This window comes from Metabacillus herbersteinensis (assembly GCF_042433335.1).
GTDB classification, from domain to species: Bacteria; Bacillota; Bacilli; order Bacillales; family Bacillaceae; genus Metabacillus; species Metabacillus herbersteinensis.
In genome coordinates this window covers 153,031-165,105 of record NZ_JBHLVO010000009.1, presented here as the reverse complement: position 1 = coordinate 165,105, position 12,075 = coordinate 153,031, and the positions used below count along the sequence as shown (strand labels likewise).

Genomic DNA, 12,075 nt, shown 5'->3' with positions numbered 1-12,075 from the left:
ACTAAAAGTAATTTCATAAACTTTCGAACCGCCGTATACCGAACGGTACGTACGGTGGTGTGAGAGGTCGGCGCGGTAACGCGCCTCCTACTCGATTGTTCTATTGTTTAGCCAATGCTTTAAGGCGCACTTTAGATTAACCACACCACAAAGGCGAAATTTGTCGTCATTTTTTTAGCGTACAAGTGTTGACGGTATTTTCCATGCCGTTCATAATAATACTTGTTAGAATTTTCTAATAAATCGAGACCTAGTGACAAGGTCGAGGAGGTTAACTGGAGGATTCAATTGTAACGCTTTCGCCAAAAGGGGGGTAATAAGTGGTTATTCTATGGATCATGCTAGCCATAACAGGATTTAGCTTGTTTTTTGCATTGAGAAAGAAAAAGGCTCAATTTCTACTAATTCCATTTCTCTCAATTTTACTTTATTTTATCGTTCAAATTGCACTAGTTCCTGCTCCTTTTTTTGACACCATTAAATTTATTTTCAGTTTAGCGTAAGAGTTGACGATTTTTCACGGAAAACATTCGGGGGTGAAAAAATGAAGAAAATTGATAAACAAGTAGCAGATGCCTATTTTAAAGAGCGTACACGTAATATTGTCATCTATTTAGTGATTTGGCTAGTCGTTTCATATGGAGTGGTTTTGTTTGCAGAACCACTGAGTACATTTACAATTAATGGCCTTCCATTCCATTACTTTATGGGAGCGCAAGGTGCTGTCGTTGTCTTTATTCTTTTATTATTTATTAATGCGAAAGTAAGCGATCAGATTGATCGAAAATATGGAATTGATGAAAATAAAAATGAACAGCTTAGTGCTGGGAAAACGCTAGATCACTAATAAAAAAGGGATTAAATAGATCGGTCAGTAAATCAAGGATTATTTTTGGACCACCTATTATTTAAAGGTTAAATCCAAGAAAAGTCGAAACAAGGGGGATCTTCATTGGATGCACAGTTTCTCGTATCAATAACCTTTATCATTGCCACTTTTGGACTATATATAGGTATTGCGGTTTACAACAAAGCGAAGGAAACGTCTGATTTTTACGTAGCTGGTCGTGGTGTTCCGCCAATCTTTAATGGGATGGCAATTGGAGCCGACTGGATGAGTGCTGCCTCATTTATCGGAATGGCTGGAACGATCATGCTGTTAGGCTATGATGGCCTCGCATATATAATGGGCTGGACAGGTGGTTATTTGTTACTAACTTTCCTTTTAGCACCACAGCTCCGTAAATATGGCCGTTACACGGTACCAGAGTTCATTGGAGACAGATATAATAGTCATACCGCACGTGTCATAGCGGCAATTTGTACGATTATCATAAGTTTTACCTACTCTATTGGTCAGTTATCAGGTTCCGGTGTTGTTATTGGCCGACTTTTAGAAATTGATGCAAGAATTGGAACGATGATTGGTGTTGTTTTAATTGCCTTTTATGCGGCTTTCGGCGGAATGAAGGGGATTACTTGGACACAGGTCGCTCAATATATCATCCTTATAATTGCATACTTAGTACCGGTTATTTTTATGTCACTCCAAATCACGGGCAATCCAGCTCCATGGCTTTCTTATGGGAAAATTGTTGGTGAGATGGGGGAGCTAGATCGTCAACTCGGCATTTCTGAATACTTTGCTCCGTTTACAAACGGGACAAAGTGGCAATTTCTCGCACTTATGTTTACCTTGATGGCTGGAACTGCAGGACTACCACATGTTATTGTCCGCTTTTATACGGTTTCAACAATGAAAGCAGCGAGATGGTCTGGAGCTTGGGCTCTACTTTTCATCGGTTTGTTATATCTATCAGCACCGGCTTATGCCGCATTTTCTCGTTTTATCTTAATGACAAATGTGGCTGGTCAGAGAATTTCAGAGCTGCCAGCTTGGACGGAAACATGGGTAAATACAGGGAAGCTGCAAGTAGCCGATGGAAATGGCGATGGCATCCTACAATGGAGTGAATTAATCATTGCCAATGACATTGTTGTTATGGCGACACCAGAAATCGCAAATTTAGGAATGTTTGTCATTGGCTTAGTTGCAGCAGGTGCGATGGCAGCAGCTTTATCAACTGCTGGAGGACTAATGATTTCTATTTCATCTTCGTTTGCTCATGATATTTACTATCGTGTTTTAAGACCAAACGCGACAGAGAAAAAGCGTCTATCTGTTGCAAGGTGGTCAATTGTCATCGCAACGTTGCTAGCGGGTCTAATTGCCTTAAACCCGCCAGGAGCGATCACGCAAATCGTAGCATGGGCATTTGCGCTTGCATCAGGAACATTTTTCCCTGCACTCTTACTTGGAGTCTGGTGGAAACGTTCGAATACACCGGGCGTTATTTCTGGAATGCTTGTCGGTTTAGCGGTCACACTAGCTTATATTTTCGCAGCCAAATACGGTGGCTTTACAATTGCAGGAATAATTGACACAGGAGCTGGTGTATTTGGTGCAGCAGCTGCAATTATTACCAACATCATTGTCTCACTATCAACCAAAGCTCCATCACAACAGCTACAAGAAGAAGTCATAAATCTTCGTTACCCAGAACAAATGAACTACAAGGACGGCGAGGTATGGATCGACAACTAAATTGAGGAGATGTGGGAGTCGAATTTAATATTCGTAGGGAAGATTAATTGATTTATATAGTTAAAATAGCCAAGCAGATCACAAAAAATGAGCAGTTGATTTTATATCAATGCTCATTTTTTTTGTTTAGTAAATTATAAAAATCTTGTACTATGGATAACGTTTCTGCATCCAGCTCCACCGCCTAGCCCCTCGAGGTCATAAGTCAATTCTAAATTGAAGGCAAAGAACGCCTTCTATTTAGAATCGCCTTATGCTTGTCGGGGCTGAACAAGGCGCTTACGCTTTTGTACTTGTTTATAGAGATCACAATTCTGGTTACTTAATAAAAGCGAGGTTACACCGATTTAGTATTTTCATTACTCCGCATGGAATACTATTTCTTATTAAAATCAAAAGGAGTTGTGGAGTAATGCCAGAGCTGCCGGAAATGGAAACGTATCGCATTTTATTAGCAGAACGACTAGCTGGAAAAACAATTAAATCAGTAGAAGTCAACCGAGAAAAATCGATTAATGTTGAAGTGAACCAATTTAAACGTGAGCTAGAAAATACACAGGTAACCAAAATAAGCAGACGAGCAAAACACCTAGTGTTCGAGCTGAGCACAGGTAAATCCTTAGTTCTTCACTTAATGCTAGGTGGTTGGATGTATTTAGGGAATGAACAGGATCAGCCTGATCGAACAAAGCAAGTCATTTTATTCTTTGAAGAACAGAATCTATACTTTATAGGCTTGAGACTCGGATATTTGCATCTCCTAGATAAAGCTGGAGTAGAAAAGGATTTTTCCGAACTAGGCCCGGAGCCTTTAGAGCCAAAATTCACCCTAGAATTATTTCAACAAATTCTAGCAAAGCGAAGAGGTATGCTAAAAACAACCCTTCTCAACCAAGAGTTTCTTGCTGGTATTGGAAATTGCTATTCAGATGAGATCTGCTTTGCCGCACAACTGAAACCAACGAAAAAAACGAACGAGTTAAATGATCACCAACAAAGAGCTTTACATGAAGCAATCGGTTCTGCACTAAAGAGGGCAACCGGGTACGGTGGATACATGGAGGAACCTCTTTTTAAAGGGGATACAAAGACAGGAGGGTATAATTGCCACTGCTACGTCTATGACCGCGAGGGAGAGCCCTGTAACCGCTGTGGAACATCCATAAAAAAAGATGAAATTTCTTCAAGAAAAACATTCTATTGTCCAAACTGTCAAATAGACTAAGTGAGTAAGAAAAAAATGTTCAAAAAAAGGAGGAAGATTTGATCTCCTTTTTCAAAAATTCCTCCTAAAAACTCACCTTTTCCCCCGTATTTTCAAAAAAATCTGATAAAAGCCTTGTCCCTCTTGACTTTATTAGCATATATCTCCATCCAAGCTAATAAAATATTACAAACCTAACAAAGAGAGTGTATGAGGTGAGGGATCGTGAGTGTAATTTCTGAACGTACTAATGTAGGCATCATACGATCAACTAAGAGAAATTCTGCAGAAATGTCTTGGTATGCGAGTCTCATTTCACACTTCTCACATCCATACTAGGGAGGTCGAGTGGTGTGCACGATTACATCAAGGAACGCACAATCAAGATTGGGAAGTATATCGTGGAGACAAGGAAAACAGTTCGCGTGATTGCGAAGGAATTTGGAGTTTCCAAAAGTACTGTCCATAAAGATTTAACGGAAAGGTTACCTGAAATTAATCCAGAGCTTGCGAATGAAGTGAAGGAAATCCTCGATTACCATAAATCAATTCGACACTTACGAGGAGGAGAAGCGACTAAGCTTAAGTATAAAAAAGATGAAATTCTTCAAGAGCAACCCGTTAAATAGTAAAAATTAGCTTATCATCCATGTAAATCGACAAAATCCTACAAAGTGTGCCATGAATTTTACAAAATCATACTATTTTTAAAATTTTATGATACAATATGAAATTAGGGCACAAGTAAGAAAAAACAGGGTAAAGAAGATTTGCAAGGAGGATAAGGATAGAATGTTTGCAAGGGATATTGGAATTGACCTTGGTACGGCAAATGTATTAATTCACGTAAAAGGTAAAGGTATTGTGTTAAACGAGCCTTCCGTCGTGGCTTTAGATAAAAATACAGGAAAAGTACTAGCGGTCGGTGAAGAAGCAAAAAGAATGGTAGGACGTACTCCTGGGAATATTGTTGCAATTCGACCTTTAAAGGATGGCGTAATTGCTGACTTTGAAGTGACTGAAGCGATGTTAAAACATTTCATTAACAAGTTGAATGTAAAAGGTTTGTTTTCAAAACCGCGCATGCTAATCTGCTGTCCGACAAACATTACTTCAGTCGAGCAGAAAGCCATTAAAGAAGCTGCTGAAAAAAGTGGTGGAAAGCATATCTATCTTGAAGAAGAACCGAAAGTTGCAGCGATTGGAGCCGGCATGGATATCTTCCAACCGAGCGGCAATATGGTTGTAGATATAGGCGGTGGAACAACAGATGTCGCTGTGTTATCAATGGGCGATATTGTCACCGCCTCTTCTATTAAAATGGCAGGGGACAAGTTTGACCTAGAAATATTAAATTACATTAAACGAGAATACAAGCTTTTGATCGGTGAGCGTACAGCAGAAGATATCAAAATCAAAATAGCAACGGTATTCCCAGGCGCACGTAATGAAGAAATAGCCATTCGTGGGCGTGACATGGTAACTGGACTACCTCGCACAATCACAGTAAACTCTATAGAAGTTGAACAAGCACTTCGCGAATCGGTTGCTGCAATTGTTCAAGCTGCTAAATCAGTATTAGAACGTACACCACCAGAACTGTCTGCAGACATAATAGACCGCGGTGTAATCCTTACTGGCGGTGGTGCATTATTAAACGGCCTTGATCAATTACTTGCCGAAGAGCTGAAAGTACCAGTATTTGTTGCTGAAGCTCCAATGGACTGCGTAGCAATTGGAACTGGTATCATGCTCGACAACATCGATCGACTCCGAAGAAGAAGAATAGTATAAATCTAAGAAGGATCTGAATATTTTCAGGTCCTTTTATTATTTTATCAAAATTTATATAATTCTAGGAATCAGTTTCCGTTTCGCAAGTCCAGCTCCGACGCACAGGACGTGCTAGTGCAGTCATCGCGATTGACGTCGCGTTCTTGACTGCCTTCGAGGTCATAAGGCTGAACAAGGCGCTTGCGCTTTTTTATTTTTAAAATAGTATTCGTTACTCCTTTCCCTTTTATGGGCTTCTTAAACCAAATAGTATAATTTTCCTGAGTTTTTACAATTTTTTTAATGTGAAGTTAGCAATTGTCCTATATAATAAAGAAAGAGAATTTTGTCGAAATAACCGAGGACTTTCCTCTTGAGTCATAAAAAAATAAACAGCACTCGAGGTGTGACCATGTTAAGAGGATTTTATACTGCAACAGCAGGGATGTTATCACAACAAAAAAGAGCAGAAATGCTTTCAAATAATATAGCGAATGCAAACACACCAGGTTATAAATCAGACCAATCAGCAATACGTGCATTTCCAGAGATGTTACTTAGTCGAATGGAAAGTGATTCAATGCCGATAAAAAATGGACAATCCTTTGGTATTAATTCACCGCTTGGATCTCTAAATACAGGTGCGTATATTCAAGAACTAATTCCACAATTTACACAAGGTGATCTACGTGAAACGAGTTTACCTAGTGATGTAGCCTTAGTAGAGGGAATAATCCCATTCAACAACGAAACAAACTTAAAAGGTGTATTGCTTTTTCCTGTTGAAACGCAAAATGGAGAACAGCGCTATACGCGAAACGGAACCTTTACATTAGATAATAACGGAATACTAACTTCAAATGGAAACACTGTTCTTTCAACAACAGGAAATCCGATTTCAATACAAAGCAATGACTATCAAATCACAGCTGAAGGAAATGTGATTGTGGGCGGCGAAAATGTTGGCCAGATTGACGTGCGATTTGAAGGCGATGTCAGAAACCTTGTAAAAGAAGGAAACGGTTTATATCATACTGCCAATGAAGCGGTTTTACCTTCAGCTATCAATAACGGTGAGATCCAATATAACCTGCGCCAAGGCTTCGTTGAAGGATCAAATGTAGATGTTTCTAGAACATACACAGATATGATGACAGCTTACAGGGCTTTTGAAGCGAATCAAAAAGTATTACAAGCATACGACAGAAGTATGGAAAAAGCGGCCAACGAAATCGGTCGTTTATAAGAATGGGGGTTAACGAATGTTACGCTCAATGATTACGTCAACCAACACGATGAATCAGCTACAAAAGCAGCTTGATACCATTGGTCACAATATATCCAACATCGATACACAAGGATACAAACGAACGGAAACAAGCTTCAATGAGCTCATTCGACAACAATTTAATAATCAGCCTAACGAAAATAAGGAAATTGGCCGCTTAACTGACTTTGGAATTCGCCAAGGAACTGGAGCAAGACTGGCTCAAAAATTGGTATTTACACAAGGAAGCTTGAAGCAAACAGGCCGACAGTTAGATGTAGCACTTACAAATCTAGGTCAATTTTTACAAGTAAATGTGGATGGGGAAATTCGCTACACGAGGGACGGTGCTTTGTATCTTTCACCTTCTACAGATGGATCTAATTCATTAACTCTTGTCACTGCTGAAGGCCATCAAGTACTCGATGAAAACCAGAACTCAATCGTACTTGATGATAGCTTCAAAGAGCTTGTTATCTCAAAAGAGGGAACACTAACGGCAGTAGCCAAAAACAGCGGTGACCTTCCGCAAATTTTCGACCTTGGTATCGTTCAAGCAAATCGTCCACAAATGCTAACTCAAACCGGTAGCAATTTATATGGGTTAAGTGAAAATGGAAATATCAATGATGTGTTAACATTGTTAGATGGAGATCTAAAGAATCAAGTTGGGATACAACAAGGAACATTAGAAATGTCGAACGTAGATTTATCAAAAGAAATGACAGATTTAATGATCTCACAACGTTCTTACCAGATGAATGCTAAATCGATCACAATGGGTGATCAAATGTTAGGGTTAATAAATGGCGTAAGATCGTAACAAAGGAGTTTAGACCATTGGCTGCTAAAGAAATGACGAAAAAGTTGACCACACGGGAAGAAATAAAAAAGTCTAAAAAGGAACACAAGGCCAAAGACCGATCAACTGATACCAAAGGAAGAGGGAAAATCCGCATTCGACTCCTTCCAATATGGCTTCGACTCATTCTTGTCCTTCTTTTTATGATACTAAGCGCAGTACTCGGGCTAATTATCGGTTATGGTGTAATCGGTGAAGGAGAACCTAGAGATGCACTAAACAAATCAACCTGGCAACATATCGTCGATTTAGTTGAAAAGGAAAAGGAAGAATAATATACTTTTTACATTGAGGAAGGTGGAGACCTTCCTTTTGTCATACACATAAAAAATAGTAAGGAGTTTTATCAATGTTAAACATCCAACAAATTAAAGAGATTATTCCACACCGTTATCCATTCCTACTAGTTGATCAAATCCTAGAAATCGAAGAAGGTAAGCGTGCCATTGGATTGAAAAACGTAACAGCTAATGAAGAGTTTTTTAACGGTCATTTTCCTGACTACCCTGTGATGCCTGGTGTATTAATCGTCGAGGCCCTCGCGCAGGTTGGAGCGGTTGCAATGCTAAGTAAAGAAGAAAACAAAGGGCGCTTAGCATTTTTTGCAGGGATTGATAACTGTCGCTTTAAAAAACAAGTAACACCTGGCGATCAACTTCGACTTGAAGTTGAAATTATTCGCTTAAAAGGTCCAGTAGGAAAAGGAAAGGCTATAGCAACAGTTAATGGAGAGCTTGTATGTGAAACTGAAATCATGTTTGCTCTTGGGGAAAAATAAAAAAAGCGCAAAGCGCCTTGTTCAGCCTTAGGCATAGCATAAGACGATTCTAAATAGAAGGCGTTCTTTGCCTTCAATTTAGAATTGACTTATGACCTCGAGGCAGTTACACCCGCGACGTCCTGTCGCTGTAACTGCACTAGCACGTCTGTGTGTCGGGGCTAGGCGCTGGAGCTGGATTCAGAAACGCATACTAAGTCTAAAATTAGATAATTTCTGGTGCATGTAATAAATGTTCAATAGAGACGAAGATCCCTTTTCTGGGACCTTCGTCTCTTTTTGTAATCGACATGTTTAGGCAGTAGATAGGGTGGTATATAAAAAGCGTAACAGTATTAATTCATAAAAAAAGATGTATCGCTAGTGAAATTTTGGGCAAGATAACCAAAGACCAATTAAAAACTACGAGGTCAATGTAGAAAGGAGCAAAAAAATGAACAAAAAATGGTTATTAACACTTTCAGGTTCACTTTTAGCTGCAATGATTGTTACAGGTTGTGCAGATGATCAGGATCCAGCACCGCCAGAGGATAACATGGAGGAAGTACCACCAGAGGATAACATGGAGGAAGTACCACCAGCAGAAGAAAATGGTGACACTGGTAATGGTACTGAGGAAAACATGGAAGATGGTATGGAACAAGATATGGAAGAAGGCATGGATGAAGCCGGAGATGAAATGGAAGAAGGCATGAACGAAGTAGAAGAAGGTATGGATGAAGGTATGGATGAAGGTAATATAAACGAGGATGAAAAGAAAGAATAACATAATAGAAGGGGCCGACAATTGTCGGTCCCTTCTACTACTTTACTGATATAAAATCACCTGGGAAATAACTATTTCCTGAATAATTTAGCCTTTTTTCTCATTAACATTTTGTCGAAATGCTTGTAGTAGTGAATCACCAGATAAGCCTTGAGTCATTAAGTCAGAAAGCAATTTCTCAGGGTTATGCTTTAGTTTTTTTGTTTGCAATCGACCTTCTAGAAGTATTGACATATGCTCTTTAAGTATAGTGAGAGATTTTATTTTTGCATTAATTTGTGCTGGGGTATTACTTTTCTTGGATATTGTTACAAAAATACGTAAATCAGACTTCAGATTAGCCAGCTCTTCAAAAAAAGTAGCATAGTCCTTAGAAACCAATGCCTCGATAAGCCAATGATTTTCTCCATCCTCTTTATTAATAATCAATCCATCTTCTAAAACAATTTCCTTTACCCGATTAACATTATCTTCATTCTGTTCGACCTTTAACCCTACAAGTTTGAAAGTTTTCATCCTCAGGCACCCTCGCTTTAACTTGTCTTTATTTTTTTACAGTATAACACAAGTTATCTAAAAGGAGGTTAACCATAAGTCTTTGTGAGGTCGGTTATTCTGTTAACTTTGTCGAACTATCGATAACAGAAACAATCATATCTTCTATATGCTTTCGATTCTTAGATTTCACCTCTAAGAGCTTATCAAAACTAACGAGAATTTTTGGCTGTTTAACGAGGTAGTCAATGATTTGAGACAAATTGGATTCGGTGTCATATTTTCCATAGACTTCATATAAAAGATCACTAGTGACCTTGTCTCTACCTAACAAATGATCAATACTTACATTAAATTCATTACTCAATGAAATTAAATAAGTAAGGTCTGGTTCCTGCTCACCAGATTCCAAACGTGTGATAACAGGCCTAGAAACAGTAAGTCTTTCAGCAAGTTGTTCTTGTGACCATCCATTCCGCTCACGGTAGAACTTGATATTCATCTTGAAAATTTCTAATTCTCTCATAGAACCACCAATTAGTCCCTTTCCTAGATACTTACTGCTATCGTATCGGACATGAGAAGTAAGGGATGTTCAAATAGAGAACAATTCTCGTTATGTTCAAATTATGGACAAAAGTAGAGAATTAGACCTATTCAGACTATATGGGGAAAATAAGCTGAATGGAGGAGATATATTACGTATTTCACGTAATTTCGCCAAAAATCGACTCAAACCATATAAAGACAATTTTTGAAATAGTTCACTTTTAAATATACTAATAAAGTAAAATATAGGAAATGAGGATGAGTGATGAATGATGAATGAATTTAAGTTAAAGAATCTTTACATTAAGCGTCAAACTAACCAGCTTTATATCAGAGAGGGAAGAGAATGGAGTAAACCTGAAGAGTCAGTAATCCTAAGAGTGGGTGAACAAAAAGCAGGCACATCAAACTTTCATCACTTTCGAGTCCCAAAGAATTCAACAGTAGACGTCCTATACGAAACAATTGATAAACTAGATATGGTAAGAATTCAATTTAACTTAATGGATCGCAGCTTATCACTTCAGTTTTTCAGTTATGACGAAGAATCTCTCCACTACATAGAAGCACCTCTAGATCCTGAAATTGTCCAATCACAATCCTTTCAGGTCATACTTCAAAGCATAAGCTTCTCGAGCAATCATCACTTTTCATATCTTGTAAATTCTTCTCGAAAATTAAGAGATTTACAAACTTAACAGAATTTCTAATCGAAAAAGTAAAAACTGTTTAGAAGAAATTAAGTTTTCAATGAAAAAAGTCGTCCATAATTCATTTTCCTTGGTTTTACCAATTCACAAAAACAATCTACAATAAGCCTGTAAACCAAAAGGAAGGAGGAATAGAGTGATAAATCAAGTAACGCTTGTGGGAAGGCTGACAAAAAATCCTGAAATACGGTACACGGCAGATGGAAATCCAGTCGCAAATATTACCCTAGCTGTTAGTAGACAATTTAAGAACTCAACAGGTGAAATTGACACAGATTTTGTGAATTGTACAGTGTGGAGGCGAACAGCTGAAAACACTGCGAATTATTGTCGCAAAGGATCCGTCGTTGGCGTAACAGGAAGAATTCAAACACGTAACTATGAAAACTCTGAAGGAAACAGAGTGTTTGTAACAGAAGTAATTGCAGACTCCGTCAGGTTCATGGGCGGCAAACCTCGCGAGCTAGTTGAACAAGAAGCTTAAATTTAAGAAATGCAGTACCCCGTGGAATTTGTATGAAAAAGAATCAATGGTTTCCCCATACGCCCTCATTTTTCCAGTCGGAACCCTTTCGGCTGGAGTTTTTTAAAAGTCTCTTTTCTAAGGAGGTAAAGATAATCGAAAATGAAAATAGTACCCATAGATTAAAAAAATCCATACAAACAATAGAATTAGGTCAAGTAAAACTAGAATCTCGTTTCAAACGAATTGAAGCAAGGATGGACCTATTAGAAAATGAAATTACTTCCATACATAGTCTTTTAAAAGCATATTTCATAAGAAAAACAAAGAAAAACAAGTGCTTCAGGCGAATAAGGAGACTCAAAATTTTATTCATAACCGTCTAAGAGATATACAATTTAATCACGATTATTTACAGGAGAAAGTAAATGAGATTGACCGTAAAGTTTATGGGCTAGGGCAAAGAACAGAAAATTGAGTTCTTATTCTAGTAAATTCACCCAAAAAACCTATAATAACAAATGAAAAAAGCCACGACCCCGCAGCTTTTATGCAGTTACTTACCGAGATTGATGCTAGTGTCCACAAAAAGAGAACCGCTCA

General features: G+C 38.3%; 15 protein-coding genes. 13 read left to right on the top strand and 2 right to left on the bottom strand.

The window, feature by feature from the left end:
- Positions 1-320: 320 nt before the first annotated feature.
- The 11 genes from ACFFIX_RS13000 (at position 321) to ACFFIX_RS12950 (ending at position 9,255) form a co-directional block, all read left to right on the top strand.
- Positions 321-503 (top strand): hypothetical protein, encoded by a 183-nt coding sequence (locus tag ACFFIX_RS13000; protein WP_378934559.1) that lies wholly within the window; start codon positions 321-323, stop codon positions 501-503.
- Between the two features lie 41 nt (positions 504-544).
- Positions 545-847, top strand: a complete 303-nt coding sequence (locus ACFFIX_RS12995) for a DUF4212 domain-containing protein (RefSeq protein WP_378934557.1) — start codon at positions 545-547, stop codon at positions 845-847.
- Between the two features lie 105 nt (positions 848-952).
- Complete coding sequence (locus tag ACFFIX_RS12990) at positions 953-2,605, top strand: sodium:solute symporter family protein (RefSeq protein WP_378934555.1); 1,653 nt, start codon at positions 953-955, stop codon at positions 2,603-2,605.
- A gap of 412 nt (positions 2,606-3,017) precedes the next feature.
- Entirely contained in the window at positions 3,018-3,830 is an 813-nt protein-coding gene (gene mutM / locus ACFFIX_RS12985) for a bifunctional DNA-formamidopyrimidine glycosylase/DNA-(apurinic or apyrimidinic site) lyase (RefSeq protein WP_378934553.1), read from the top strand.
- Between the two features lie 332 nt (positions 3,831-4,162).
- The gene (spoIIID, locus tag ACFFIX_RS12980) at positions 4,163-4,438 is read left to right on the top strand and encodes a sporulation transcriptional regulator SpoIIID (protein WP_378934551.1); all 276 of its coding nucleotides are present in this window, start codon (positions 4,163-4,165) and stop codon (positions 4,436-4,438) included.
- 163 nt (positions 4,439-4,601) lie between these two features.
- Complete coding sequence (locus ACFFIX_RS12975; RefSeq protein ID WP_378934549.1) at positions 4,602-5,603, top strand: rod shape-determining protein; 1,002 nt, start codon at positions 4,602-4,604, stop codon at positions 5,601-5,603.
- A 391-nt stretch (positions 5,604-5,994) separates the two neighbouring features.
- Complete coding sequence (locus ACFFIX_RS12970) at positions 5,995-6,828, top strand: flagellar hook-basal body protein (RefSeq protein ID WP_378934567.1); 834 nt, start codon at positions 5,995-5,997, stop codon at positions 6,826-6,828.
- Positions 6,829-6,844: 16 nt separating this feature from the next.
- Positions 6,845-7,672 carry a flagellar hook-basal body protein gene (locus tag ACFFIX_RS12965; protein ID WP_378934547.1) on the top strand — a complete coding sequence of 276 codons (828 nt, stop codon included), beginning with the start codon at positions 6,845-6,847 and terminating at the stop codon, positions 7,670-7,672.
- 17 nt (positions 7,673-7,689) lie between these two features.
- Positions 7,690-7,986 (top strand): DNA-directed RNA polymerase subunit beta, encoded by a 297-nt coding sequence (locus tag ACFFIX_RS12960; protein ID WP_378934545.1) that lies wholly within the window; start codon positions 7,690-7,692, stop codon positions 7,984-7,986.
- Positions 7,987-8,060: 74 nt separating this feature from the next.
- Positions 8,061-8,489 carry a 3-hydroxyacyl-ACP dehydratase FabZ gene (fabZ, locus tag ACFFIX_RS12955; protein WP_378934543.1) on the top strand — a complete coding sequence of 143 codons (429 nt, stop codon included), beginning with the start codon at positions 8,061-8,063 and terminating at the stop codon, positions 8,487-8,489.
- A 433-nt stretch (positions 8,490-8,922) separates the two neighbouring features.
- On the top strand, positions 8,923-9,255 hold the full coding sequence (locus ACFFIX_RS12950) for a hypothetical protein (protein WP_378934541.1): 333 nt from the start codon (positions 8,923-8,925) through the stop codon (positions 9,253-9,255).
- Between the two features lie 87 nt (positions 9,256-9,342).
- Here ACFFIX_RS12950 and ACFFIX_RS12945 read toward each other — a convergent pair whose 3' ends face one another.
- Together ACFFIX_RS12945 and ACFFIX_RS12940 are read right to left on the bottom strand one after the other, a co-directional pair.
- The gene (locus tag ACFFIX_RS12945) at positions 9,343-9,771 is read right to left on the bottom strand and encodes a YwpF family protein (RefSeq protein WP_378934539.1); all 429 of its coding nucleotides are present in this window, start codon (positions 9,769-9,771) and stop codon (positions 9,343-9,345) included.
- 94 nt (positions 9,772-9,865) lie between these two features.
- Positions 9,866-10,276: a helix-turn-helix domain-containing protein gene (locus tag ACFFIX_RS12940; protein WP_378934537.1), complete on the bottom strand. Its 411-nt coding sequence runs from the start codon at positions 10,274-10,276 to the stop codon at positions 9,866-9,868.
- Positions 10,277-10,568: 292 nt separating this feature from the next.
- Between ACFFIX_RS12940 and ACFFIX_RS12935 the strand changes: the two genes are divergently transcribed.
- Positions 10,569-10,997 carry a hypothetical protein gene (locus ACFFIX_RS12935; RefSeq protein ID WP_378934535.1) on the top strand — a complete coding sequence of 143 codons (429 nt, stop codon included), beginning with the start codon at positions 10,569-10,571 and terminating at the stop codon, positions 10,995-10,997.
- A 148-nt stretch (positions 10,998-11,145) separates the two neighbouring features.
- Positions 11,146-11,493 (top strand): single-stranded DNA-binding protein, encoded by a 348-nt coding sequence (locus tag ACFFIX_RS12930; protein ID WP_378934533.1) that lies wholly within the window; start codon positions 11,146-11,148, stop codon positions 11,491-11,493.
- Positions 11,494-12,075 lie beyond the last annotated feature (582 nt).